The following is a 25317-nucleotide window of genomic DNA, read 5'->3' as shown; positions in this document are numbered from 1 at the left end:
CGGGCGCGGACGGCGAGCGGTGACGGTCCGTCCGCAAAACGATGCCCCGCCTTTCGCCTCACAGCGGGATGTTGTCGTGTTTCCTCTTCGGCTCGGGGACCTGTTTCGTCTTCAGCATCTCGAACGCCCGGATCACCCGGCGGCGGGTCGAGTGCGGCATGATCACCTCGTCGATGAAGCCGCGCTGGGCGGCGACGAAGGGATTGGCGAAGCGGTCTTCGTATTCCTTCGTACGCGCGGCGATCTTGTCGGGATCGCCGAGTTCGGAGCGATAGAGGATCTCGGTGGCGCCCTTCGCCCCCATCACCGCGATCTGGGCGGTCGGCCAGGCATAATTGACGTCGGCACGGATGTGCTTGGAGGCCATCACGTCATAGGCGCCGCCATAGGCCTTGCGGGTGATGACGGTGACCTTCGGCACCGTCGCCTGGGCATAGGCGAAGAGCAGCTTGGCGCCGTGCTTGATGATACCGCCGAGTTCCTGAGACACACCCGGCAGGAAGCCCGGCACGTCGACGAAGGTCAGCACCGGAACGTTGAAGGCGTCGCAGAACCTTACGAAGCGGCCGGCCTTGCGGGCCGAATCGATGTCGAGGACGCCGGCGAGCACCATCGGCTGATTGGCGACGACGCCCACCGTCGAACCGTTGAGCCGGATGAAGCCGGTGAGGATGTTGCCGGCATGATCCTTCTGGATCTCGAAGAAATTGCCCTCGTCGGCGGTCTTCGTCACCACCTCGCGCATGTCATAGGGAATGTTCGGATTGGCGGGGATGATCGTGTCGAGGGAGAGCTCGAGCCGTTCGCCGGGATCGGGGGTCGGGATGGCGGGCGGCGCTTCTCGGGCCGACAGCGGCAGGAAATCGAACATTCGCCGCACTTCCAGCAACGTCTCGACATCGTTGTCGAAGGCGGCGTCCGCAACGGAGGATTTCTTCGTATGGGTCGTCGCGCCACCCAGCTCCTCGGCGGTGACGACCTCGTTGGTCACGGTCTTCACCACGTCCGGCCCGGTGACGAACATGTAGCTCGTGTCGCGCACCATGAAGATGAAGTCGGTCATCGCCGGGGAATAGACCGCGCCGCCGGCGCAGGGGCCCATGATCACCGAGATCTGCGGCACCACGCCCGAGGCCTGGACGTTGCGCCAGAAGACCTCGGCATAGCCGCCGAGGGACGCGACGCCCTCCTGGATGCGCGCGCCGCCGGAATCGTTGAGCCCGATGACGGGCACGCCGTTCTGGACGGCGAGATCCATGATCTTGCAGATCTTCTCCGCGTGGGTTTCCGACAGCGAGCCGCCGAAGACGGTGAAGTCCTGGGAGAAGACGTAGACCGGCCGGCCGTTGATCGTGCCCCAGCCTGTGACGACGCCGTCGCCGGGATATTGCTGCTCCGCCATGCCGAAATCGGTGCAGCGATGGGTCTTGAACGTGTCGTATTCCTCGAAGGAGCCCTCGTCGAGGAGCACGTCGAGGCGCTCATAGGCCGTCAGCTTGCCCTTGGCGTGCTGGGCGTCGATGCGTCTTTGTCCGCCGCCGAGCCGCGCCTCGGCGCGCTTTTCTTCGAGCTGTTGGAGAATCTCCTGCATCAGGCCCTTTCACTCCCACTCACCATGACTGCACGCAATACTAGCGCTGCCAGCCTGATTTTCAGCCGATAGCGGGTTTGCCCGGGACGAGACAGGGTTGAATTAGCGACCTTGTGAATTTAGGAAATTATCAAACTGTCATTTGCGAATTTGCAAATATGCGCACTTCCAAAATCTTCGCCGGGCGGAAAATTCGCGCCATCCGCCAGGAGCGCAGCCTGACTCAGGCCGTGTTCGCTGGTGAGATCGGCATTTCCACCAGCTATCTGAACCAGCTCGAGAACAACCAGCGTCACGTCACGGCGCCCGTCCTTCTGGCGCTGGCCGAAAAATTTGCCGTGGAGATCCGCGAATTCTCCGGCAGCGACGATGACCGCCTGCTCGCCGATCTGGCGGAAGCCTTTGCCGATCCGGCCTTCAGTGGCCAGCAGCCGCCGATGCAGGATGTGCGGCTTCTCGTCCAGAACGCCCCGGCGGTCGCCCACGCCTTCCTGTCGATGCATCAGGCGCTGCGCCGCTCCGGCGAGCGGCTTGCCGAACTCGGCGATACAATCGAGCGACGGGGCGCCGAGGCCGAGCCGACCCCCTATGAAGAGGTGCGCGACTTCTTCCACTACATCGACAACTACATCGATCCGCTCGACCGGGCGGCCGAAGCCCTTGCGGGTGAACTCGGCGGCGGCAGAGAGGACAAGCTGCGCGTTCTCGCCGTCCATCTCGAAAAGGCCCACGGCATCCGTGTTGTGATCGACGACGTTCCGTCCCTGCCCGGCGCGCTGCGGCATTTCGATCCGAAAGCACGCCTCCTCTCGCTCAACGCCCGCTCGGGGCCGTCCACCAATGCCTTTCAGATCGCCCACCAGATCGCCCTTGTCGCCTATGGCGAGACGATCGACGCGGTGATTGCGAAGGCCGACTTCCGCTCGCGCGATGCCGGTGCGGTCTGTCGCATCGGTCTGGCTAATTACTTTGCCGGCGCGGTTCTCTTGCCCTACGGCGCGTTTCTCGCGGCCGCGCAGGAGCTACGCCACGACCTCGATCTTCTGGCGGAGCGCTTCGGGACCAGCGCCGAACAGGTGATGCACCGGCTGTCGACCCTGCAGCGGCCGGGGCGGCAGGGCATTCCGTTCTTCTTCGCGCGGGTGGACAGGGCCGGCAACATCACCAAGCGCCACAGCGCGACTAAGCTGCAATTTGCCCGTTTCGGCTCGGCTTGTCCGTTATGGAACGTCCATCGCGCCTTCGAGACGCCGAACGCGATCATTCGGCAATTGGCCGAGACGCCGGACGGGCGGCGCTATCTATGCCTGGCCATGACCGTTACCAAGCCGACCGGCGGCTTTCGCGCCCCCGTGCAGACCTATGCGCTGGCGCTCGGCTGCGAGGTCACCCATGCGCGCGATCTCGTCTATGCGGACGATCTCGACATGGGTCGCGATCAGGCCTTCGAGCCGATCGGCATCTCCTGCCGGATCTGCGAACGCGTGAACTGCCACCAGCGCGCCGTGCCGCCGCTGAAACGCCGGCTGATCATCGATCACCAGCGCCGTGATATCGTGCCCTTCGGCTTTGAATAGCGATCCGGGCCGCCGCGATGGCCGTGCTTGACGAGGACGTGAGGGGCCGGAAGGTGGTTCCTTGACGCTTCTAGGATACTACCATACCAACCCGCACATCTCAGTCGCGGCGGGAGTTGGGTTCGGTTTCGGCGGTCATTCGGGCGGTAGCCTGTCGAGTTTGCCTTTTCGGGGGAATCGCCAGTCGACGCCCCGATGCCCGGTTTCGATTTTCGCCGCCGCGGTGCCGGTGACCTATCTTCCCGCATCCTCCTTCAGCCCCAGTCTCGAGAACGACGCCATGAATTCCGCAGACGACCGCCTGTCCTTCGAAACCCTCGGCCGCCTGCCGGAAGACGTGGCGCGGCCGGGCTATGATCCGCGCCAGGTGGCGACAGGCATCGTCCATCTCGGCGTCGGCGCCTTCCATCGCGCGCATCAGGCGGTCTATCTCGACGATCTCCTGGCCACCGATCCGCAATGGGGCATTGTCGGCGCCTCGCTGCGCCGGCCGGACATGCGCGACGCCATGGCGCCGCAGGATGGTCTTTACGCCGTGGCGGTGCGTTCGGGCGAGGGCACGAAACTGCGCATCGTCGCCTCGATCCGCGACATTCTCGTCGCGCCGGAAGACCCGGAGGCGCTGCTTTCGGCGATGTGCGATCCCAACGTGAAGATCGTCTCGCTGACGGTGACGGAGAAGGGCTATTGCCACGATCCGGCGACGGGAGACCTCAATGCCGAGCATCCGGACGTGAAGGCGGATCTGGCGAATCCGCGCGCGCCGACCTCGGCGCCGGGCCTTCTCGTCGAGGCGCTCCGGCGCCGGCGCGACGCCGGCATCGTGCCGTTCACGGTCATGCCCTGCGATAATTTGCCGGCTAATGGGCCGACCGTCCACCGCATCATGTCGCAATATGCAGCTCTCATCGACGGCGAACTCGCCCGCTTCGTCGAACGGGACGTGGCGGTGGCCGGCACCATGGTCGACCGGATCGTGCCGGCGACAACCGACGCGGACACGGACGAGATCTGCGCCACCCTCGGGGTCAAGGACGCCTGGCCGGTGGTGACCGAGCCCTTCACCCAATGGGTGATCGAGGATCGCTTCCCGACCGGGCGACCGGACTTTGCGAGCGTCGGCGCGGAGATGGTCCCCGATGTCGAGCCCTATGAGCGCATGAAGCTCAGAATGCTCAACGGCTCCCATTCGACGCTCGCCTATCTCGGCTATCTCGCCGGATACGAGACCGTCTCGAAGACGATGGCCGATCCTGCATTCGAGCGTCTGGTCGGGGAGCTGATGAGCGAGGAGGTGATCCCGACGCTGGACGTTGCCGGCGCCGATCTTCCGGCCTATCGCGACGCGCTGATTGCGCGGTTCCACAATCCGGCCCTGAAGCACCGAACCTGGCAGATTGCCATGGACGGATCGCAGAAACTGCCGCAGCGCCTGCTGGGCACGATCCGCGATCGGCTCGAAGCGGGCCAGCCCATCGACCGGCTGGCGCTCGGCGTTGCCGCCTGGATGCGCTATGTCACCGGCGTCGACGAAAAGGGTGCGACGATCGACGTCAAGGACCCGCTCGCCGTGCGCCTGAAGGCGATCGCCGACGAGGCCGGCCACCAGCCGGACGACGTGGCCGCCGGCTATCTGGCGGTGAGCGAAGTCTTCGGCCGCGACCTGCGCGACAATTCCGCCTTCACCGTTCCGGTGACCAATGCCCTGACGGCGCTCTATGCTCGCGGCTCGGCCGCGACAGTCACAGCCCTCGTCTCAAAGTGAGCGCAGGCCCTCGAACAGCGGCGTGAAGGCCGAGCCGACGCGATAGAAGACCGGCGGGTGGCCGAACGGAGCCGCAACCGTCGGCTCGCTGCCGCCGGCATGGCGCTCGCCGGTCCACAGATGCATCCACTCTGCGCCCGCGGGCAGATAAGGGCGCCATTCCTGGGCCCCTTCATGCCAGACCGGCGCGACGAGGAGGTCCGGGCCGAGCAGATAGGCGTCCCAGATGGTGTAGGCCCGGGCGTCGTCCTCGTGATGCAGGAAGAATGGGCGCTGCAGCGGCAGGCCCGTCGCTGCCGCTTCGTCGCAGAGTGCGGCGAGATAGGGCTTCAGGCCCGCATGGATGCGGGTCATCCGGGCGAAATGCGTGAGCACGTCGCCGTCCTGGTCGATCTGCAGGTTTTCCGTCGGCCGGTTGCCCTCATGGGTGCGCAGGACCGGGGTGAAGGCCGCCATCTCGGCCCAGCGCATGATCAGTTCGGCCGTGCGGCGATTGCCGAAGAGGCTCGTATAGCCGCCGACATCCGAGTGGTGATAGGCATTGCCGAGAAGGCCGGAGGAGAGCGCGCCGACGATGACGGTGACGAGGCCGTCATGCCGGGAGAAGTCGACCGACTGGTCGCCCGCCCAGATCAGCGGACAGGCCGCCTGGATGCCAGTGTAGCCCGCGCGCATGAAATAGACTGTGTCGCCGGTCTGCCCGGCCCGTTCGACGGCGCGGGCGTTGATCTCGCCCCAGAGCACCGGCCAGCGATTGTGCATGAGCTTGGGGTCGGAGCCGTCCTTGAGGCACAGGTCGATCGGCAGATATTCGCCGAAATCTGCCATCCAGCCGGTCATGCCGAGATCGATCATGTTCCGGCCGATGATCCGGTCCTCGAACCAGCGGGAGGCCTCGGGGATGGTAAAGTCCACCACGCCGCAATCGAATTCGCCGAAATCGACGAGATAGGTGGCGCCGGCGGTGTCCGTCGCGAGGAAACCCTGGCTTTCGGCCTCGGCAAAGAGCGGGCCGTCATTGCAGAGATACGGGTTCACATAGCCGAGAAAGCGGATACCGCGATCACGCAACTTTGCGATGCGCTGCTTCAGGTCCGGATAGCGGCTCTCGCTGGCCGTCCAGTCCCAGAACAGGCGCCGGCCGAAGGAGGTTTCGCGCAGGCCCACCCAGTCCTCGCACCACAGGCCCGAGACGACGCTGCCCGCTTCCAGATAGCGTTCCAGGCGCGCGAAGGAGTTTTCGCCGTCCTTCAGGCCGATGATCGCGCCTTCCAGCGCCCAGTCCGGCAGGCGTGGCTGGCGGCCGAAGCGATCCGACAGCGCCTTGACCAGATCGACGAAACTCGCGCCGGCGAAAAGCTCGATCCGTTGAGGCAGTGCCCACACCTCGATCTCGTGGAAATCCTCATGCCGGAAGTCGAACACCGCATAGGCGCTGGTTTCCACATGCAGCGCGTAGCGGCGCGAGGAGAGCCAGGTCGGCTGCGGATAGTTGGTGTTGTAATAGTCGCCGCCGGCGCGTCCCGTGCGATCGGCCTCGAAGGTGATCGGGCTCGTCTTGTCGCGCCCGACCCCCGGTTCGGAGGTCCAGAGAGGAAAGCGCCGGCCCTTGAGGTCGAGATAGGACATCTGCTCGCCGCCGCCCCAGACATGCTCGCCGACCTCCGACGCGACGCGCAGCCAGAAGCGGTTGAGGGTCTCGTCATGGGCGGTGAATGCAATCGAGCCGCTGCGCTTGTCACCCTTGACGTCCAGCGTCAGGGCCGGGGTCGTGTCCGGCTGAGTGGCGAAGGCGACGCGCCATCCGTCTTCGAGGCTCTCGATCGTCGCCGCGCTCAGCGGGACGCGGGCGGTGACATAGTCCTCGATGTCGAAATTGCCGCGATACATCGCCATGCGCTCTTCGCCGCGACCGACGTACAGCGACGGCGAGTCGGAGCGATGGCGAAGGATCAGGCGATCGCCGAACAGGAGGTCGAAGCCTCCATCATGCGGAACGAGCTTCACGGGCAGGGCCTCAATTCTGGGTCAGGCCGGCATCGACGACGAAATTGGCGGCCGTGCAGCCGGCGCTTTCGTCCGAGCCGAGGAAGAGGGCAAGGCGCGCGACATGGCCGGCGTCGAGCCGGAACTTCAGCGCCTGCAGACGGATGAATTCGGCATCGAGTTCCGGCGTCAGCCAAAGCGCCTTCTGGCGCTCGGTGAGGATCGCGCCCGGCACGATGCAGTTGACGCGGATGCCGTCGGCGCCGAGTTCGCGCGCGAGCGTCTTGGTCATGCCGTTGATCGCCGCCTTGGCGGTGGTGTAGCCGACGAGGCCCGGCCGGCCGCGCATCCAGGAGATCGAACCGAGCATGACGACCGAGCCGCCGCCGCGCGCCTTCATGCCCTTGGCGACGGCCTGGGTCGCGAAGAACTGATGGTCGAGATTGAGCGACAGCATGCGCCGCCAGTAGTCCGGCTCGACCGTTTCCATGGCGTGCCGGTCGTCCTTGCCGGCATTGTTGACGAGAACGTCGATCCCGCCGAACGCCTCTTCGATCGACGCGATCGCTTTGCGCAGCGCCGCGATGTCGGTCACGTCGCAAGGCTCGAACCTTGCGCCGGTTTCTCCCGCGAGCTTTTCGCCGGCTTCCCGGTCGATATCGAGGAAGGCGACGCGGGCATTCTGGGCCGCGAAGGCTCTCACGATGGCTTCGCCGATTCCGGAAGCGCCGCCGGTGACAAGGACCGCGCGCCCGTCGAGCGAGGTGTAGCGGACGGTATCATAGGGTGTGGACATGGGCGGATCAGCGCTCCGGATCGAATAGCGGCTCGGGAAGCCCCGGCGTCTCTACCTGCATGGCAAAGACGCCGCCGGAATGGGGGAGGGTCTTGAGTTCTGCGTCCGGCCGGCCGTCGCGGGCGGTCGTGACGTAGAGGGTCTTGCGGTCGGCGCCGCCGAAGGCGAGCATGGTCGGGCATTGCGCCGGCACGGGATATTCGGCCAGAAGCTCGGCGTCCGGCGAGTAGCGCTGCACCCGCCCGCCCTCGTAGAGCGCGGTCCAGTAGCAGCCTTCCGCGTCGACGGCCGCGCCATCCGGCCGGCCGCGATCCGCGCCTTCGGGCTGCAAGGTCTTGAACACGGCCCGGTTCGTCGCCTCTCCGGTCTCAACGTCGTAGTCGTAGCGATAGATGGTGAAGCGAGGCGTGTCCGAATGATACATCGTCCGCCCGTCCGGCGAGAAGGCGAGGCCGTTGGATGTCATCAGGCCACCTTCGACCGCGACCAGCCCGCGCTTGTCATAGCGGTAAAGATGCGCCTTGCCGCCGGCCTTGGGCTCGTCGATCGTGCCGAGCCAGAAGCGGCCGGAAGGGTCGGTCCGCCCGTCATTGAAGCGGCTCGCCGCCTGGTCCTCAGGATTGGGTGCTAGCATCGCGACCCGCTCACCCTTTTCGTCGAGCTGCCAGACGCCCGAGCGCAGCCCCGCGACGAAGCCGCCGCCCTTCATCGGCGCGAAGCAGGCGATCTCCTCCGACAGGCCGATGGAGGTGTGCCGTCCGGCTTCGGGATCGAAGCGGTGAAGCTTCATGCCCTTGATGTCGACGAAGTAAAGGACGCCTTCCTCTCCCGACCAGACCGGGCATTCGCCCAGCGCGCAGCCGGCATCGAGGGTGAGTTCGAAGGAATCTTGGGTCATCGGGTCCTCCGGATATCGTGTTGCACTGCTCTGGCTGCGAGGCCGTGGGCTTCAGTGTCGACCGGCGCGGGGTCAGCGTTGGCCGCATGTCTCGGCGCCGAGGATTGGCGGTGTGATCATCACCGTCAAGGCAAGGCTTTTTCGAAGGAGCGCCCCGCGAGACCGCGAAATCCGACCGAGAGGACCGGCCGGCCGCGGCCCGTCGCCGTTTCGGTGACGGCCAGGCGCACCAGGTTCGCATCGCAGGTCAGATCGCAGGTCAGCAGCGAGGCATCCCCGTCGCGGTAGCGCCAGGTCTCGCCATCGTCGAAGAAGAGCGTGCGGCTGGATTGCCCGGCACCTGGCGAGGCGAAGGCGGTGAGCGCGACATGGGTCGCGTCATGGGGGCTTTCTGCCGGCCAGTCGGTCGCCAGCGGCAGGATGGCGCCCGAGCGCACGAAGAGCGGCAGCCGGCCGAGCGGAGCCGCTACCGTCACGCGGGTTCCGCTTTCATGGATCGTATCGCTCCAGAAATCGTGCCAGCCCCCTCCGGCCTGCGGCAGGTCGATCGTCACCGTGTCCGCGCCTTCGGTGACGTTGGGTGCGACGAGCACATCCGGGCCGAGCATGAAGGCGTCGGGATCGGTCCGGCAGGACGCGTCCGGGAAATGATAGAGCAGCGGGGCGACGATTGGCTCGCCGGTCTGATGGCAGCGATGGGCGAGGGAATAGAGCAGCGGAAGGAACCGATAGCGCAGACGCAAGGCGCTGCGCACATGCTCCGTCACCCGATCGTGCATCCAGGGCACGTTCACCGGATCGGCGAGGTCGGGCTTCCAGGAGTTCATGACCGCACGCGGATGCAGCGCCATCAATTCGACGAAGCGCACGAAGAGTTCCGGCCCCGGCTTCGGTCCGGAAAAGCCGCCAATGTCGTGGCCGATGAAGGGCATGCCCGAGAGGCTCATCGAGGCGCCGTTGCGGATGTTCCACTTCAGCGTATGGAAGCTCGTATAATTGTCGCCGGTCCAGGTCTCGCCATAGCGGGCGATGCCGATGGGGCCCGCCCGGCTGATCGTGTAGGGGCGCTTGTCGAGATCGAGCGCCTGGGTCGCCTCGAAGGTCGCGCGGGTCATGAGCAGGGCCTGGAGGGGCTTCGCCTCGATCGCCGGCATTTCGTTGCCGAACCCGTCGACGCGGGCCGTCTCGTCCCAGAGTTCCGCCTCGTTATTGTCGTTCCAGGCGGCGTCGAAGCCGGCTTCGAGAACCTGCTCGCGAATGCCGGTCTGCCACCAGGCGACGGTGTCCGGGTTTGACAGATCGAGGCTCGCGCCCTCGCCGCCCCAGAACATCTCGACGGCGGGCGTGCCGTCGGCGCGCTTGACGAAGATACCTTCCTCGGCGGCTGCCTCATAGGCCGGATGCTCTTTCAAAAGCACCGGCTTGACGTTGGCGCAGGTGTGATAGCCGAGTTCCTTGAGGCGTTTGAAGAAGCCGGCGCGATCGGGGAACTTCGACATGTTCCACGTGAAAACATAGCGCCGCCCATCCGCTTTGGTGGTGTAGCCCGAGCCCGAATGGATGGCCGAGATCGGAATGTCGTCGGCCCGGCAGCGCTCGGCGAATCCCGTCATCACCTCCTGGGCATTGGGGGAGTCGGCATGGTGCATGGTGGTGAAGGCAAAGCCCATCGACCAGCGCGGCGGCAGGTGCGGCTTACCCGTCAGCTGCATCAGCCGCGGCGTGATGTCGGCAAGGCGCGGGCCGGCGATCACGTAAAGGACGAGGCCCTTTTCCAGAATGTCGACATGGCGATAGGGGTCGTAATAGTTCGAATGCTCGGCCCCGAGATCAACCGCCATCTCCGACATCGTATCGTAGAGAAGCCCCGTCGCCGTGCCGTCTTCGGCTTCGACCATGACGAAGGGGGCGTGCTTGTAGAGCGGATCGGTGGTCTCGGCGTTGTAGCCCATGGAATCGATCTGCAGGCAGCGGAAGCGCCGCCCGGTCCGATCGAGCGCGCCGGCCTTGTCGCCAAGGCCGTAATGGCGCTCGCTCGGCGATCGCGTCTGGTAATGACGAAAGCCGCCCCGCTTCTCCAGCCAGTCATAGGCGCTGCGCTCGCGGTCCTTGAGGACCGTGCGCCAGCTCTCGCCGCTCTTGCGCTGGACCGTGAGCCGCAGGGGCGCGGGCTCGATCAGGATGCGCGTGTCGCCGGCCGTGAGGGTTTCGACGCCGTTCTCGGCCGAATGGCTGGCACCGGGCAGCGAGAAATCCTCAGACGATAGACGGCCACGGCCCTCCCAGGGCGTATCGCCCGTCGGCGCGACCATCCAGGTGCGGTCGACGCCGAACCCGCCCTCCGGCACGATGGCGATGCGGGTCAGCCAGTCCTCCAGCACCTCGATCTTAAGGGTGAAGCCGGCACTGAGCGGCATGGCGAGCCCGTTCGATGTCGCTTCTGCCGGGCCGGTGGCGCTGAGGATGGTCATTTGCGGGAGCCTTGGTGGTCTGTTGCAATGGGTCGCAAGCGCGAGAGGCCAGCGCCCTGGGTACCCCCCTCTGTCCTGCCGGAGATCTCCCCCGCAAGGGGGGAGACTGGCAGCTTCGGCGGATAGCGTTTTTCCTTCAGCGGTTGTGCCAAATGCGACGATTCAGAGTATGTGAGCAAGGGCGCGAGATCACTCTCCCCCCTTGTGGGGGAGATGTCCGGCAGGACAGAGGGGGCAGGCCGCCTCCACCATCATTTGCCTTTTAAACCCTACACCGCCTCGCCGATCCGCAGCCGCTCCAGCGCCATCCCGTCTTCCTTGAAGACGTGGATCGACTCGGCGGGCAGAAAGACCTGCGCCTCCTCGCCAGCGCGCAGACGGGTCTGGCCGGATTTGTGAATGGTGACGGGATGGCCGCCGGCGTCGGTGCAGTAGAGATAGGATTCGCCGCCGAGCTGCTCGATGGAATCGATCGTGACGGGGTGACCGCGCTCGGACCCGATCTCCAGGTGTTCGGGGCGGATGCCGACCGTTACCTTGTCCCCGGCCTTGACCCCCTCCGGGGAGACCGCCGCCTCGAAGCTGCGGCCGTTTTCCTCTTTCACCACGATGGACTCGGCGCGGGTTTCGGCGACGCTCATCTTAAGGAAGTTCATGCGCGGCGAGCCGATGAAGCCGGCGACGAACTGGTTGGCCGGGCGATTGTAGAGATCGAGCGGCGAGCCGACCTGCTGGATCGTGCCGAGCTTCAGGACGACGATCTTGTCGGCCATGGTCATGGCTTCGACCTGGTCGTGGGTCACGTAGATCATGGTGTTGCCGAGCCGGCGATGGAGCGAGGAAATCTCGCCGCGCATGACGACTCGAAGCTCGGCGTCGAGATTGGAGAGGGGCTCGTCGAACAGGAAGACCTTCGGCTCGCGCACCACGGCCCGGCCGATGGCGACGCGCTGGCGCTGGCCGCCGGAGAGCTGCTTCGGCCGGCGCTGCATATGCTCCTCGATCTGCAGCATGCGCGCCGCATCGTCGACGCGGCGGCGGATCTCGTCCTTGGGTGTGCGGATGTTCTCCAGCCCGAAGGCAAGGTTCTCGCGCACGGTCATGTGCGGATAGAGGGCGTAGGACTGGAACACCATGGCGAGCCCGCGCTCGGCGGCCCGCTGCTCGTTGACCCGCTCACCATCAATGCGAAGTTCGCCGCCGGAGATGTCCTCCAGCCCGGCGATCATCCGAAGGAGCGTGGACTTGCCGCAGCCGGACGGGCCGACGAAGACGCAGAATTCTCCGTCCTCGATGGTCAGGTCGACGCCGTGGATCGCGCGGAAACCGGCATAATCCTTGACGAGTTTTTCAAGTTCGACGACGGCCATGCTCGCCTTCCTATTTCACGCCGCTCTGGGCGATGCCGGCGGTGATGTTCTTCTGCAGAAGCGCAAAGATGATGGTGATCGGCAGGAGCGTCAGCACGGTCATGGCGAGGAGCCCGCTCCACGAGGTCTGAAGGTCGCCCTGGAAGGCGTTGAGCGCGAGCTGCAGGGTGAATTCTTCCGACCGGGTGAGAACGATCAATGGCCAGAGGAACTCGTTCCAGCGCCACATCACCGAGAAGATGACCAGAACCGCGATGGCCGGAGCCGCGAGCGGCAGGACGATCCGCCAATAGACCCGCCATTCGGATGCGTGGTCCATGCGCGCCGCGTCGAGAAGGTCATCCGGGATCGTCAGCATGTATTGGCGCAGGAGGAAGACACCCGTCGGCGTCGCCACGGCGGGCCAGATGACGCCCCAGGGCGAATTGACGATGCCGAGCTCGTTCACGACCAGATAGATCGGCACGAGATTGATGGTCGGCGGGATCATCAGGGTCGCGATGATCAGGAGGAACACGACCGTTCGGCCCCGGAACTTGTATTTCGCCAGCGCGAAAGCGGCCATGGAGTTGAAGATCACGGTGATGATCGTCGCGACCACGGTGATGAAGGCCGAATTCCAGAAATACTGCATGAAATTGAAGCGCTCGAAGAGCTGGGTGTAATTGCCCCAGGCCACCGAGAACTCCCGTGCCGGTTCGCGGTCGTTGATCGAGACGTTGAGCCTCTCGCCCGGCGCCTGCGGATCGACCATCTGGGCGTTCAGCCCGATGCGCCGGATCTGCGCCAGCGTGCGGCCTTCATATTCGCCGCCGGTGATCTCGTAGAGCGGCAGCGGCTCGTCATAGCCCTCGACCATGACAGTCTGGGGCGAAAGCGGCAAGAAGGTCGGCGGATATTCAGACAGGGCCGCGTCGGTCTTGAACGAACTCATGGCAACCCAGAGCACCGGCCCGAACATCAGGAGGATGCCGAAGATCAGATAGCCCCAGGTGAGCCAGTCGGTCAGATCGAAGCGATTGCGGCCGCGGGTGCGCGAGATGAAGGACCAGACCATGTTCTCAGCCCTCCGCCTGGCTGCGGGTCGCCCGCAATTGCAACAATGTCAGCACCAGGAGCACCACGGCCATCAGGATCGAGGCGGCGGCGGCGAGGCCGAAAAGCTGCGGCCGCGAGGCAAAGCCCGTCTCGTAGATATATTGCAGGATCAGCGTCGTCGCCGTGCCCGGACCGCCGCCGGTCAGGACGAAGATCTCGTCGAATGCCTGCACCGCGCGGATGAGTGAGAGGACAAGGACGACGACCATGGTCGGCATCAACAGCGGCATGGTGATCCTGGAGAACACACGCCAGCGCGAGGCGCCGTCCATCTCCGCCGCCTCGTAGACGTCGGAGGGGATGGCCTGAAGGCCGGCGAGGAGGATCAGCGTGTAGAAGCCCATATGCGCCCAGATCGAGACGAAGATCACCCAGAAAAACGCCCAGTCGGCGCTGATCAGCCAGTTGACCGTCGGCAGGCCAACGCCTTCAAGCCCGGCGTTCAGCACGCCGTAGCGCTGGAGGATCCATTTCCAGATCAGTGCGACCACCACCGGCGACAGGAGCACGGGATAGAAGAACACGCCGCGAAAGAAGCCTCGGAAGGGGATGTCGCGATTGAGGATCAGCGCTGTCAGCAGGGAAAACAGGATCATGAACCCGACCTGCAGCACGACGAACCAGGACGTGTTGTAGATCGCCCGCCAGAAGATGTCGCGCCGGCAGCTATTGGGGTCGAGATAGTTGTCGCAGGAGAGCAGCGAGGCGAAGTTCTCCGCGCCGACATAGGGGCGCTGGGAGAGGAGGATCGCGTCCGATCCGGTGGTCGCGTAGAAGAAGTTGAGGATGATCGGCAGGAACGTAAAGAGGCCGAAGATCACCAGATTGGGCAGAAGGAACAGCCAGGCGATGCGGCCGATGCCGATCAGGCGCTGGGCGCCAGCCATCGGCACTTCGAACAGGCCAAAGGCGGTCCGATAGCCGAACTGGGCTGCCTGATTGAGCGGGTTCACCATGGGAGCACCTGGAGCACATTTGGCGTGAACGATGCGCGGGCAGGGCAATGCGAACCTCTCTCGGAGGCTCTTTCGTCGCTCGTGGATCGCCTGTTGCGAAGCCGGCGGAGCAAGAGGCGTCTCGCCGCCGGTCCTCTTCATCGGTCCTTGCAGACCGGGAAGAAGGTGCCAGACCGATCCTCCGGCACCCCTTCATCAGGCCCGGCCCTTGCGGCCGGGACGCTGTCGTCGAGGCGGCCTAGTTTCCGCCGGACGCCTGGACCGCTTCCTGAACGTCGGCATCGATACGGCTCAGGGCTTCGTCGAGGCTCGACTCGCCGACGATCGCCTGAGTCAGGCGGGCGACGGTGGCGTTCATGATCGCGCGGTTGTTCTTGTAGCCCTGGAAGGCGAAGGCCGCCGGGCTCAGGCCCTGGGCCGCCTTGGTGAAGGCCGCGAGCGCTTCCTTCACGTTCTCGGACGCGCCGGGATATTCGACGCCTTCTTCCTGCAGGCCCTTGTGAGCCGGAATGGCGCGGGTCTTGCCGATGAAGTCGGCATAGACGTCCTTCTGGGCCATGAAGTCGAGGAGCTTGGCGACGGCTTCAGGATGTTCGGTATGCTTGAAGCCGACAATGCTGGCACCACCCGGAATGCCGGTGCAGCCGCCTTCGCCGCAAGGCGGCGAAACCACCTGCCAGTCGAAGGCATCGCCGATCTCGTCACCGAAGCGAGCGACCTGCCAGGAGCCCGACATGTAGAAGACGAGGCTCGCATTGATGAATTCCTGCGCCGCGTCCTGATAGCTGGCGCCGCCGGAACCGGCCCAGACGTCCGGCGCCATGGTGCCGTCCTTGTTCCAGTCGACGAATTTCTGGGCGAAGTCGCGGAAACCCTGATCGACGGTGATGGGCTCGCCGCTTTCGTCGAAATACTTGGCGCCGTAGGAGATCGCCGGCCCGGCGAAGCGGTGACCGGAACGGTCCATCGCCATCGGATAGGGCGTGCCGGTGGCTTCTGCGACCTGCGTGGAAATCTCCGCCCACTCCTCCCAGCTCGTCTCGCCGGTCGGCACTTCGACGCCGGCCTGATCGAACAGCGTCTTGTTGACGAAGGGACCGGTGATCGTCAGCTGGTCGGGCAGGTTGTAGATGCCCTCGTCGCCCTCGCCATTGACGCGGGTCCATTTCAGCTCGTCGCCGAAATTCGTCTCCCAATAATCGGCGTCGACATATTCGCGGATGTCGAGCATGTACTGGGCGAGGCCGCCGAGATCGCTGACCCGGGCGAGATCCGGGCCGCTGCCGCCGGCGAGCTGCACCGGCAGGCTTTCGAGGATCGCCTTGTAGGGCACCTCGTCAACGGTGACCTGAATGTCAGGGTTCTGCTCTTCGAACTTTTCGATTTCTTCGCGCCAGGTCTGGCACTCGGTGCCGTCCTGATAGCACTGGAACCTGAGTTCCACGGCACCGGCGAGCCCGGCCGAAAACGCCAGCGCACCGAGGGCGGTGCTGCCGGCGAGGAGCATTTTAGTGACCATTGATTCCTCCCAGATCTTCGTCACGTGACGATTCGTAGTCGCATGCCGCGTTGGCCGCAATGGATGGGCTGCGTGAAACGAGCGGTCGCCGGGCTTTCTCCTCGTTCCCTGCGATAGCCCGCTTCCGCTGGCCGCGAACAACGGATCTCCCGGATTCCTGCATTTCGCTGCATGCGCGGATGCGAATTGATGTCAGCTTATAACGAACCTAATTCGAAGGTCAAACGAAAATAGTATCTTTTATAAGACTGGCGGCAGAGCACCGCCCTTTTTGCTTCGGCAAACGCGCCGTGAGCCGTGTTGACTGGCAGAAAGGAGGTCGTCGCCACCCCCTTTGCTTGCCGAGCACACGCTGTTGCCGCCGGCCCGGCGGGCGATCGACCTGCGTCCTCATCACATCACTTTCATTGAGAAGCGGACTTCCGCGGTTGGGACAGGGTAGGGGCGTTGCCGGTTGACTGGGCGTCCGCGGCAGCGGCCGAAGAGGTAAGCCTGGCGGACAGGGCGTTCGCACCCGCCTCGCCACAACGCGCGATCATCTCGATCTCGCCTTGGCGCTTGATGCCCGAAATTATCAGGGAGGAGATATTAGGCGTGAGGTCGGCAGGCAGGCCTGCCACGGCGCTTCACCGTCTGAAAGGCCGGCCAGTGCCGTCTGCAACAGGCTGAACAGGATCGTTCCGACGCCGAACCAGAAGAGGCAGATGAGAAAGCCGATCCAGGCCCAAGCGGAGTGGATCGAAATCCTGCTACGCACCGCGGTGCAATAGTTGTCATTCGACGGATGGCAGCGACCTCCGGTCCGGATCCCGGCATCCCCAAATGGGGTATGGGCGAAATAAATCCGGGAAGTTCTTCCCGGCGCTACGGGGCTGGCGAATGGCCAAAAAGGCCTGCCAATCCGGCTGCGAGCCAAGGCCGGAGGTGTCAGTCGCCATCTCGAACGATGGGTATGCGGGCGCATTGATCTCCTGACCGAACGGATAAGCAAGCGATTGCATCACGAGACATTTCGCGCTAGTGAATGATCGTTCATCCACCGGGATCGATCGATGCTCAAGGACAAGACGAGCATTTCCGGCCAGCCCAAGGCCGATACGAAACAGGCGATCGAGCGCGCGGCGCTGAGCCTGTTCGCCGAGCGCGGCTATCCGGCGGTGTCGATGCGCGAAATCGCCGAGCGGGTCGGCATTCGCCAGGGCGGAATCTACAATCACTTCGCCAGCAAGCAGGCGCTTCTGGTGCAGTTGATGGAAGGGCATATGCGCGCGCTTCTGGTCGCGCTCGACGCATCGGTGCCCAGCGGCGGCGATCCGCGCCAGCGTCTCGGCGAATTCGTGCGTTTTCACGTGCTCTACCACCTGACGCAGCCGGACGATGTCTTCATCGCCTACATGGAGTTGAGGAGCCTGGAGCCGGCGGGGCTATCCCGCCTGAAGGAACTGCGGCGCGCCTATGAGGAGAGGCTGCGCGGCATTCTGGAGGCGGGCCGAAGGCTCGGCGTCTTCGCGGTCACCGACGTTCCGGTGCAGGCGATGGGGCTGATCGCCATGCTGACCGGCGTCACCACCTGGTATCGCGATGGCGGCCGGCTGTCCCGGGACGAGGTGGCGGAGATCTACGTGGCGATGGCCATGCAGAGTCTTGGCGTGGAGGAGACGCCGACAATGTGAACGCCGCCAGCTGTGGGAGCGGCCGGCGGTTTCTTGTGGGAGGCAAGAAATGTTCGACAAGACGATGAATTTTGCCCTTGGCGAGGAGGTCGAGGCGCTGCGCGCGATGGTGCATCGCTTTGCTCAGGACGAGATCGCGCCGAAGGCGGAGGAAATCGACTGCACTAACGCGTTTCCGGACTGGCTGTGGCAGAAACTCGGCGAACTCGGCCTTCTCGGCATCACCGTCGAGGAGGAATATGGCGGCTCCGGGCTCGGCTATCTCGCCCATTGCGTCGCCATCGAGGAGATTTCCCGGGCTTCCGCCTCGGTCGGGCTGTCCTATGGCGCCCATTCCAATCTCTGCGTCAACCAGATCCGCCGGAACGGCAATGCCGAACAGAAGCAGAAATATCTGCCGAAGCTCGTCTCCGGCGAGAATGTCGGCGCCCTTGCCATGTCGGAATCGGGCGCGGGGTCGGATGTCGTCGGCATGAAGCTGCGCGCCGACGCGAAGAACGACCGCTTCGTTCTCAACGGCACCAAGATGTGGATCACCAACGGGCCGGACGCCGACACGCTGGTGGTCTATGCCAAGACCGATCCCGACGCCGGCCCACGCGGCATCACCGCCTTCCTGATCGAAAAGGGCATGGCGGGTTTCACGACCGCCCAGAAGCTCGACAAGCTCGGCATGCGCGGCTCCAACACCTGCGAGCTCGTGTTCGAGGATTGCGAGGTGCCCTACGAGAACGTGCTCGGCGAGGTCGGCGGCGGCGTGAAGGTGCTGATGAGCGGCCTCGACTATGAGCGCGTTGTGCTGGCCGCCGGGCCCGTCGGCATCATGGCTGCCTGTCTCGACGTCGTCGTGCCCTACGTTCACGAGCGCAAGCAGTTCGGCCAGGCGATCGGCGAGTTTCAGCTGATGCAGGCCAAGCTCGCCGACATGTATGTCGGCACCAATGCGGCGCGGGCCTATGTCTACGCCGTCGCCGCCGCCTGCGACCGGGGCGAGACCAGCCGCAAGGACGCCGCCGGCTGCATCCTCTATGCCGCCGAAAAGGCTACGCAGATGGCGCTCCAGGCAATCCAGGCCCTCGGCGGAAACGGGTATATCAATGAGTACTCGACCGGGCGCCTGCTGCGCGACGCCAAGCTCTACGAGATCGGCGCCGGCACGTCGGAAATCCGGCGCATGCTGATCGGCCGCGAACTGTTCGCGGAGACGGCTTGATGGGTATTTCGATCATGTATAGATTTTGGCAAAATCCATACATAGGGAATGCCGATGTCGAACGCCGTCAGGACTATTCCATCTCAGCCCGGCCGTTCGGACTCCAAGACGGGGCGTGTCTGGGAAATCGCAAATACGCTGAGCGAGCGACTGGGTCGGCGAGCGGACCGCAAAAGGGTGATCGAGGCCTACACCGCCGAAGGCGGCAATCCGAACACGGCCGCCACTCAATATGCCTACTGGAAGAAGGCCTATGATGTCCGTCATGGCTCCAAGCCTGCGCAATTCGGCTCGGTCGGTCGAATGCGGCTATCGGTCGGAAGCGATGGTCGCATCACGATCCCCGCGGAAATGCGCGATGCGATGCTTCTTCGCGGGGAGAGCGCCGTCACCGCTGAGGTTGTCGAAGGAGAACTCCGCATTCTCTCGCCCGCGGCAGCCTTGGAGAGGGTTCGGGCTCTTGTGGCGAAACACGACAAGGGAGAAGGCTCACCCGTCGATGAACTCATTGCCGAGCGACGCGCCGAGGCTCGGCGCGAAGACTCGGACGAGCCATGACGGTCGTTCTCGACAGCTCGGCTGTTCTGGCGCTGATTTTCGGGGAACCTGGCAGCAAGATTGTCGAAGCGGCATTGAAGGATGCGGCGATCCTGACCGTGAACGTCTCGGAAGCGATCGCAAAGCTCACCGATCGCGGTTTCGAGAGTACCGCGGCGGAGGACGCGATCACTCGATTGCCTCTCCTCGTCGTTTCCTTCGATCTGGAACTCGCGCTTCTGGCGGCTTCGTTCAGGCCGGTCACGCGGCGACACCAATTTTCCTTCGCCGACCGGGCCTGCCTCGCCCTGGCGCGGCGGCAGGGGTGTGCGACGCTGACTGCCGATCGAGCATGGCTGAAGGTCGATCTCGGCGTGGCGATCGAACTAATCCGATGACGAACGGGGGGCAGGAATGTCTGTCCTGACCTCCGCGATCTCCCCACGCTCCGAAGTCTTCGGCGAAAACCGCAAGGCGATGCTCGCGCAGCTCGATGTGGCGCGCGAGGCGGCCGATCGGGCGCTTGCAGGGGGTGGGACGCGGGCGCGCGAGCGGCATCTGGCGCGGGGCAAGCTGCTGCCGCGCGACCGGGTGGAGGGGCTTCTGGATCGCGATTCGCCCTTTCTCGAGATCGGCCTGTTCGCCGCTCACGGCCTTTATGGCGGTGAGGTGCCGGCGGCCGGGGCGATCGCCGGCATCGGCCGGGTGAAGGGCCGCGAGGTCATGGTGCTCGCCAATGACGCGACGGTGAAGGGCGGGACCTATTTCCCGCTGACGGTGAAGAAGCATCTGCGCGCCCAGGAGATCGCCGAGGCGAACCGGCTGCCTTGCGTCTATCTGGTCGATTCCGGCGGCGCCAATTTGCCGAACCAAGACGAGGTGTTCCCCGACCGCGATCATTTCGGCCGCATCTTCTATAATCAGGCGCAGATGAGCGCCAAGGGGATCGCCCAGATCGCCGTGGTCATGGGCTCGTGCACGGCGGGCGGTGCCTATGTACCGGCGATGAGCGACGAGACCATCATCGTGAAGGATCAGGGCACGATCTTCCTGGCCGGCCCGCCTCTCGTCAAAGCCGCGACGGGCGAGGATGTCGAGGCCGAGGATCTCGGCGGCGGCGACGTTCATACGCGCCTCTCCGGCGTCGCGGATCATCTCGCTCATGACGATCTGCATGCGCTGGAACTGGCGCGGGACATCGTCGGCCATCTCGGTCGCGCCGAACCGGCGACGATCGCGCGGCAGGCGCCGGAAGAGCCGGCTTACGATCCGGACGAAATCCTCGGCATCGTGCCGGCCGATCCGAAGACGCCCTATGACGTGCGCGAGGTGATCGCGCGGCTCGTCGACGGCTCGCGCTTCGACGAGTTCAAGGCCCGCTACGGCACGACCATCGTCTGCGGCTTTGCCCATGTCCACGGGATTCCCGTCGGCATCGTCGCCAACAATGGCGTCATCTTTTCCGAAAGCGCGGTCAAGGCGGCGCATTTCGTCGAGCTCTGCTCCCAGCGCAAGGTGCCGCTGGTGTTCCTGCAGAATGTCACCGGCTTCATGGTCGGGCGGAAATACGAGGCCGGCGGCATCGCCAAGAACGGTGCCAAGCTGGTGACGGCGGTCTCGACCACGGCGGTGCCGAAGATCACCATGCTGATCGGCGGCTCCTATGGTGCGGGCAATTACGGCATGTGCGGCCGAGCCTATTCCCCGCGCTTCCTCTGGTCCTGGCCGAACAGCCGCATCGCCGTGATGGGCGGCGAACAGGCGGCGAAGACGCTGGCCATCGTCAAGCGTCAGGCGATGGAAAAGCGCGGGCAGAGCTGGAGCGAGGCGGAGGAGGCCGAGTTCCGCAAGCCGACGGAGGAGATGTTCACCCGCCAGAGCCACCCGCTCTATGCCTCGGCCCGGCTTTGGGACGACGGCATCGTCGATCCGCGCCAGAGCCGGGAGATCCTCGCGCTGTCGCTCGCCGCCAGCCTCAACGCGCCGATCGAAGACACGCGCTTCGGTCTGTTTCGGATGTGAGGAGAGCGATGTTCGATACCCTCCTCATTGCCAATCGCGGCGAAATCGCCTGCCGGGTGATCCGGACTGCCAAGCGTCTCGGCCTCAGGACCGTCGCGGTCTATTCCGAGGCCGATGCCGGGGCGATGCACGTGGCGATGGCAGACGAGGCGGTGTTGATCGGTCCGGCACCGGTCTCGCAGAGCTATCTGAACGCCGAGGCGATCATCCAGGCGGCGCGGCGCACGGGCGCGGATGCGATCCATCCGGGCTACGGCTTCCTGTCGGAGAATCCGGATTTCGTCGAGGCGGTCGCGGCGGCGGGCCTGATTTTCGTCGGGCCCTCGGCGAGCGCGATCCGCGCCATGGGGCTGAAGGACGCCGCCAAGCGTCTGATGGAGGAGGCGGGCGTTCCGGTCGTTCCCGGCTATCACGGCAAGGAGCAGGACCCGGCATTCCTCGCGGGCGAGGCCGAGCGCATCGGCTATCCGGTGCTGATCAAGGCGCGCGCCGGCGGCGGCGGCAAGGGCATGCGCCGGGTGGACGATCCGGCCGGGTTTGAAGACGCGCTGGAAGGGGCGCGACGGGAAGCGCAATCGGCGTTCGGCGATCCGCGCTGCCTGATCGAGAAGTTCGTCGCAACGCCGCGTCATATCGAAATCCAGATCTTCGGCGACGGGCATGGCAACGTCGTCCACCTCTTCGAGCGCGACTGTTCGCTCCAGCGACGGCACCAGAAGGTGATCGAGGAGGCGCCGGCCCCCGGCATGATGGAGGAGATGCGCGCTGCCATGGGCGAGGCGGCGGTTACGGCGGCCAAGGCGATCGGCTATTCGGGGGCCGGGACGGTCGAGTTCATTGTCGACGCCTCCGACGGGCTGCGGCCAGACCGCTTCTATTTCATGGAGATGAACACGCGGCTGCAGGTGGAGCATCCGGTGACCGAGGCGATCACCGGGCTCGACCTCGTCGAACTTCAGCTTCGCGTGGCGAGCGGCGAGGCGCTGCCGTTAACCCAGGCGGACCTTCAGATCGACGGTCACGCCTTTGAGGCCCGGCTCTACGCCGAGGACCCGGCCAAGGGCTTCCTGCCGGCGACAGGGCGGATCACCCATCTGCACCTGGCCGAGGGCTCGCCGGCGCTGCGCATCGACACCGGCGTGCGACAGGGCGATCGGGTGACGCCCCATTACGATCCGATGATCGCCAAGCTGATCGTCCATGGACCCGACCGCCCCTCCGCGCTCAGGCGGCTGGCGCGCGCCCTCGGCGCGGTGCGGATCGCCGGCCTCGTCACCAATGCCGCGTTTCTGAAGCGGCTCGCCGAACATGAGGGCTTTGCGGCTGGGGAGGTCGACACGGGCCTGATCGATCGCGATGCGAGCGAGCTGACCGCCCCCGCTCTTCCGTCGGCCCGCATCCGCGCACTGGCGGCCCTGGCCGTTCACTGCGGCGGTGCCGCGTCGGATGTCGAGGATCGAAGCCCCTTCGCACGGCTGGCCGGTTTCCGCGCCTGGGGTCCGGCGCGTCAGGCGGTGCGGTTCGCGGAAGAGGGCGGTCGCACCGACATGGTCGTGACCGACCGGGGCGGGGGAGCCTATGATGTCGCGCCGGGCGATCGGCCGGATGAGACCGTCCGGATCGATCTCGTGGCGAGCGAGTGCTCCGACGAAGCCGGCGCGATGGTCTTGCGCGTCGTGGTCGAGGAAACGCAGTCCAGCGTCCATCTCCTCCTGTCCGACGACGCGGTGACCGTCTTCTCGGACGGGGCAGCCCATATCCTGCCGCTTTATCGCCCCTCCGCGGCGGCCGAAACCGCACCGTCGGTCGATCGCATCGTCGCGCCCATGCCCGGCACGATCAGCAAGCTCGCGGTCGAGGCGGGTGCCCGCGTCACGACCGGAGCGCCGCTCGTCGTGCTCGAGGCGATGAAGATGGAGCACACGCTGAAGGCCCCCCGGGACGGCACGATCGCCGAGCTTCTGGTTGCCCTGGGCGATCAGGTGGAGGATGGCGCCGTTCTGGTGACATTCGGGGAGGAGGCATGAGCCAAGCGGCGGATCAGACCGTGGTGATCGTCGAGATGGCGCCGCGCGACGGGCTTCAGAACGAGCCCGCGCCCGTGGCGACGGCCGACAAGATCGCGCTGATCGACCGGCTTTCGGCCTGCGGCTTCACGCGGATCGAGGCGACGAGCTTCGTCTCGCCGAAATGGGTGCCGCAAATGGCCGATGCCGCCGCGGTGATGGCGGGCATCCGACGTGCGCCCGGCTGCGCCTATTCGGCTCTGACACCCAATTTGAAGGGCTTCGAGGCGGCCGAGGCCGCGAAGGTCGATGCGGTGGCGGTGTTCGCCTCGGCGTCCGAGAGCTTCAGCCGGAAGAACATCAACTGTTCGATCGCCGAAAGCCTCGAGCGCTTCCGCCCGGTTCTGGCGGCGGCGAAGGAGAGCGGCATTCCGGTCCGCGGCTATGTCTCCTGCGTCACCGATTGCCCCTATGAGGGGCCGGTCGCGCCCGCCGCCGTGGCAAGGGTCGCGGCGGCGCTCCATGCCATGGGCTGCCACGAAGTCTCGCTGGGCGATACGCTGGGGCAGGCGACGCCCGAAACCATCGCCGCCATGCTCGACGCGGTCTCAGGCGCGGTTCCGGCCGAGCGGCTCGCCGGGCATTATCACGACACGGCCGGCCGGGCGCTTCTCAACATCGAGGCGAGTCTCGGCTTCGGCATCCGTGTGTTCGATGCGGCGGCGGGCGGGCTCGGCGGCTGTCCCTATGCGACCGGAGCGAAGGGCAATGTGGCCACGGAAGCCATCGACGCTTTCCTGACCGGCAAGGGATACCGCACCGGCCTTGATCCCGCGGCACTCGCGGAAGCCGCGGCCTTCGCAAAAGGCCTGAAATCGCACCGGCAGCCAGCACCGGCCGCTTCCCGAGCCATGGGAGGTCGGCCATGACCAGCATGTCCACGATCCGGATCGAGCGCGACCCGCGCGGTGTCGCCACCCTGACGCTGGCGCGACCCGAACGGCACAACGCCATGAATGCGGCAATGATCGGCGAGCTTGCTAAGGCGGCCAAGTCGCTCGGCGAAGACGCGTCGGTTCGCGCCGTGGTCCTGACCGGGGAGGGCAAGAGCTTCTGCGCCGGGGCCGACCTCACCTGGATGAAGGCGCAGTTCGAAGCGAGCCGGGCGGAGCGCATCGCCGAGGCGACGGCCCTCGCGCGCATGCTCAAGGCCCTGAACGAGCTGCCGAAGCCGCTGATCGGCCGTATCAACGGGCAGGCTTTCGGCGGCGGTCTCGGCCTGATCTCGGTCTGCGACGTGGCCGTCGCGAGTCGGGCGGCGCGCTTCGCCTTCACCGAAACCAAGCTCGGCCTCGTGCCCGCGACGATCTCGCCTTTCGTTGCTGCCAAGATGGGCGAGGCGCGGGCGCGGCGGGTGTTCATGTCGGCGCGGATGTTCGACGCCGAGGAGGCGGTCTCGCTCGGGCTCGTGTCGAAGGCGGTCGAACCCGCTGCGCTCGACGAGGAGGTGGAGGCCGAGGTGGCACCGTATCTCGACTGTGTCGGACAGGCGGTCGGCCAGTCGAAGGCACTCCTGCGGGCGCTGGGGCCGGTGATCGACGAGGCCGTCGTGGAGCGGACGGCTGAAGCGCTGGCGGACACCTGGGAAACCGAGGAGGCGCGATCCGGCATTGGCGCCTTTCTGGAGCGGCGCAGTCGGAGATGATGAACGGCATGCGGACGTCCGTCCGGCAAAAGTGTGAGGTCTGGGAATGACTTGTAGCGCTCGATGATGAGCGCGCAGAGAATGACCATCGGCGAAGGGCGGGGAGGCCCGGAGCCGGCGGACAACGCCAACGG

Annotated in this window: 19 protein-coding genes; 10 read left to right on the top strand and 9 right to left on the bottom strand. The window is 65.5% G+C overall.

Going from position 1 to position 25317, the window contains the following annotated elements; translation table 11 throughout:
• Positions 1-58: 58 nt before the first annotated feature.
• Positions 59-1591, bottom strand: a complete 1533-nt coding sequence (locus MF134_RS04640; protein WP_255338234.1) for an acyl-CoA carboxylase subunit beta — start codon at positions 1589-1591, stop codon at positions 59-61.
• Positions 1592-1749: 158 nt separating this feature from the next.
• Here MF134_RS04640 and MF134_RS04635 point away from each other — a divergent pair, with 158 nt between their 5' ends.
• Together MF134_RS04635 and MF134_RS04630 are read left to right on the top strand one after the other, a co-directional pair.
• Positions 1750-3168: a helix-turn-helix transcriptional regulator gene (locus MF134_RS04635; RefSeq protein ID WP_255338233.1), complete on the top strand. Its 1419-nt coding sequence runs from the start codon at positions 1750-1752 to the stop codon at positions 3166-3168.
• Between the two features lie 280 nt (positions 3169-3448).
• Positions 3449-4933, top strand: a complete 1485-nt coding sequence (locus MF134_RS04630) for a mannitol dehydrogenase family protein (RefSeq protein ID WP_255338232.1) — start codon at positions 3449-3451, stop codon at positions 4931-4933.
• On the opposite strand, the gene MF134_RS04625 is transcribed toward MF134_RS04630, so the two are convergent.
• From MF134_RS04625 to MF134_RS04590, 8 genes are all read right to left on the bottom strand, one after another.
• Positions 4925-6940, bottom strand: coding sequence for an alpha-glucosidase (locus MF134_RS04625; protein WP_255338231.1), 2016 nt, complete (start codon positions 6938-6940; stop codon positions 4925-4927). The two genes, MF134_RS04630 and MF134_RS04625, sit on opposite strands and share 9 nt — an antisense overlap.
• A 10-nt stretch (positions 6941-6950) precedes the next feature.
• Positions 6951-7715, bottom strand: coding sequence for an SDR family NAD(P)-dependent oxidoreductase (locus MF134_RS04620; protein ID WP_255338230.1), 765 nt, complete (start codon positions 7713-7715; stop codon positions 6951-6953).
• Between the two features lie 7 nt (positions 7716-7722).
• Positions 7723-8613 carry an SMP-30/gluconolactonase/LRE family protein gene (locus MF134_RS04615; protein ID WP_255338229.1) on the bottom strand — a complete coding sequence of 297 codons (891 nt, stop codon included), beginning with the start codon at positions 8611-8613 and terminating at the stop codon, positions 7723-7725.
• A 125-nt stretch (positions 8614-8738) separates the two neighbouring features.
• A complete protein-coding gene (locus MF134_RS04610; protein WP_255338228.1) occupies positions 8739-11084 on the bottom strand; it encodes a glycoside hydrolase family 31 protein in 2346 nt (781 codons plus the stop codon).
• Positions 11085-11353: 269 nt separating this feature from the next.
• On the bottom strand, positions 11354-12454 hold the full coding sequence (locus MF134_RS04605) for an ABC transporter ATP-binding protein (protein ID WP_255338227.1): 1101 nt from the start codon (positions 12452-12454) through the stop codon (positions 11354-11356).
• A gap of 10 nt (positions 12455-12464) precedes the next feature.
• Positions 12465-13511, bottom strand: coding sequence for a carbohydrate ABC transporter permease (locus tag MF134_RS04600; RefSeq protein ID WP_255338226.1), 1047 nt, complete (start codon positions 13509-13511; stop codon positions 12465-12467).
• A gap of 4 nt (positions 13512-13515) precedes the next feature.
• Positions 13516-14508 (bottom strand): carbohydrate ABC transporter permease, encoded by a 993-nt coding sequence (locus MF134_RS04595; protein ID WP_255338225.1) that lies wholly within the window; start codon positions 14506-14508, stop codon positions 13516-13518.
• Between the two features lie 238 nt (positions 14509-14746).
• A complete protein-coding gene (locus MF134_RS04590; protein WP_255338224.1) occupies positions 14747-16027 on the bottom strand; it encodes an ABC transporter substrate-binding protein in 1281 nt (426 codons plus the stop codon).
• A gap of 1052 nt (positions 16028-17079) precedes the next feature.
• On the opposite strand from MF134_RS04590, the gene MF134_RS04585 reads away from it, so the two are divergent.
• The 8 genes from MF134_RS04585 (at position 17080) to MF134_RS04550 (ending at position 25183) form a co-directional block, all read left to right on the top strand.
• Positions 17080-17700, top strand: a complete 621-nt coding sequence (locus MF134_RS04585) for a TetR/AcrR family transcriptional regulator (RefSeq protein ID WP_255338223.1) — start codon at positions 17080-17082, stop codon at positions 17698-17700.
• A gap of 49 nt (positions 17701-17749) precedes the next feature.
• Complete coding sequence (locus MF134_RS04580) at positions 17750-18913, top strand: isovaleryl-CoA dehydrogenase (RefSeq protein ID WP_255338222.1); 1164 nt, start codon at positions 17750-17752, stop codon at positions 18911-18913.
• A 177-nt stretch (positions 18914-19090) separates the two neighbouring features.
• Complete coding sequence (locus MF134_RS04575) at positions 19091-19471, top strand: AbrB/MazE/SpoVT family DNA-binding domain-containing protein (RefSeq protein WP_255338221.1); 381 nt, start codon at positions 19091-19093, stop codon at positions 19469-19471.
• Complete coding sequence (locus tag MF134_RS04570) at positions 19468-19848, top strand: type II toxin-antitoxin system VapC family toxin (RefSeq protein ID WP_255338220.1); 381 nt, start codon at positions 19468-19470, stop codon at positions 19846-19848. The genes MF134_RS04575 and MF134_RS04570 overlap by 4 nt, the downstream gene beginning before the upstream one ends.
• A 16-nt stretch (positions 19849-19864) precedes the next feature.
• On the top strand, positions 19865-21472 hold the full coding sequence (locus MF134_RS04565) for a carboxyl transferase domain-containing protein (RefSeq protein ID WP_255338219.1): 1608 nt from the start codon (positions 19865-19867) through the stop codon (positions 21470-21472).
• An 8-nt stretch (positions 21473-21480) separates the two neighbouring features.
• A complete protein-coding gene (locus MF134_RS04560; RefSeq protein WP_255338218.1) occupies positions 21481-23499 on the top strand; it encodes an acetyl-CoA carboxylase biotin carboxylase subunit in 2019 nt (672 codons plus the stop codon).
• On the top strand, positions 23496-24407 hold the full coding sequence (locus MF134_RS04555) for a hydroxymethylglutaryl-CoA lyase (RefSeq protein ID WP_255338217.1): 912 nt from the start codon (positions 23496-23498) through the stop codon (positions 24405-24407). The genes MF134_RS04560 and MF134_RS04555 overlap by 4 nt, the downstream gene beginning before the upstream one ends.
• Positions 24404-25183 (top strand): crotonase/enoyl-CoA hydratase family protein, encoded by a 780-nt coding sequence (locus tag MF134_RS04550; RefSeq protein WP_255338216.1) that lies wholly within the window; start codon positions 24404-24406, stop codon positions 25181-25183. Before MF134_RS04555 ends, MF134_RS04550 begins: the two co-directional genes overlap by 4 nt.
• The last annotated feature ends 134 nt before the right edge of the window (positions 25184-25317 follow it).

Origin of the sequence: Jiella marina, from assembly GCF_024359545.1 — a bacterium.
Taxonomy (GTDB): Bacteria; Pseudomonadota; Alphaproteobacteria; order Rhizobiales; family Rhizobiaceae; genus Jiella.
The sequence above is the reverse complement of the archived record's forward strand: the minus strand, read 5'-3'. Positions and strand labels throughout refer to the sequence as shown.

What these genes read in the sequence shown, in the direction of transcription:
- MF134_RS04560 (WP_255338218.1), top strand. Translation starts at nt 21,481, where the DNA reads ATGTTCGATACCCTCCTCATTGCCAATCGCGGCGAAATCGCCTGCCGG.
- MF134_RS04635 (WP_255338233.1), top strand. Translation starts at nt 1,750, where the DNA reads ATGCGCACTTCCAAAATCTTCGCCGGGCGGAAAATTCGCGCCATCCGC.
- MF134_RS04555 (WP_255338217.1), top strand. Translation starts at nt 23,496, where the DNA reads ATGAGCCAAGCGGCGGATCAGACCGTGGTGATCGTCGAGATGGCGCCG.
- MF134_RS04570 (WP_255338220.1), top strand. Translation starts at nt 19,468, where the DNA reads ATGACGGTCGTTCTCGACAGCTCGGCTGTTCTGGCGCTGATTTTCGGG.
- MF134_RS04595 (WP_255338225.1), bottom strand. Translation starts at nt 14,508, where the DNA reads ATGGTGAACCCGCTCAATCAGGCAGCCCAGTTCGGCTATCGGACCGCC.
- MF134_RS04590 (WP_255338224.1), bottom strand. Translation starts at nt 16,027, where the DNA reads ATGGTCACTAAAATGCTCCTCGCCGGCAGCACCGCCCTCGGTGCGCTG.
- MF134_RS04610 (WP_255338228.1), bottom strand. Translation starts at nt 11,084, where the DNA reads ATGACCATCCTCAGCGCCACCGGCCCGGCAGAAGCGACATCGAACGGG.
- MF134_RS04620 (WP_255338230.1), bottom strand. Translation starts at nt 7,715, where the DNA reads ATGTCCACACCCTATGATACCGTCCGCTACACCTCGCTCGACGGGCGC.
- MF134_RS04580 (WP_255338222.1), top strand. Translation starts at nt 17,750, where the DNA reads ATGTTCGACAAGACGATGAATTTTGCCCTTGGCGAGGAGGTCGAGGCG.
- MF134_RS04585 (WP_255338223.1), top strand. Translation starts at nt 17,080, where the DNA reads ATGCTCAAGGACAAGACGAGCATTTCCGGCCAGCCCAAGGCCGATACG.
- MF134_RS04630 (WP_255338232.1), top strand. Translation starts at nt 3,449, where the DNA reads ATGAATTCCGCAGACGACCGCCTGTCCTTCGAAACCCTCGGCCGCCTG.
- MF134_RS04605 (WP_255338227.1), bottom strand. Translation starts at nt 12,454, where the DNA reads ATGGCCGTCGTCGAACTTGAAAAACTCGTCAAGGATTATGCCGGTTTC.
- MF134_RS04615 (WP_255338229.1), bottom strand. Translation starts at nt 8,613, where the DNA reads ATGACCCAAGATTCCTTCGAACTCACCCTCGATGCCGGCTGCGCGCTG.
- MF134_RS04550 (WP_255338216.1), top strand. Translation starts at nt 24,404, where the DNA reads ATGACCAGCATGTCCACGATCCGGATCGAGCGCGACCCGCGCGGTGTC.
- MF134_RS04565 (WP_255338219.1), top strand. Translation starts at nt 19,865, where the DNA reads ATGTCTGTCCTGACCTCCGCGATCTCCCCACGCTCCGAAGTCTTCGGC.
- MF134_RS04600 (WP_255338226.1), bottom strand. Translation starts at nt 13,511, where the DNA reads ATGGTCTGGTCCTTCATCTCGCGCACCCGCGGCCGCAATCGCTTCGAT.
- MF134_RS04640 (WP_255338234.1), bottom strand. Translation starts at nt 1,591, where the DNA reads ATGCAGGAGATTCTCCAACAGCTCGAAGAAAAGCGCGCCGAGGCGCGG.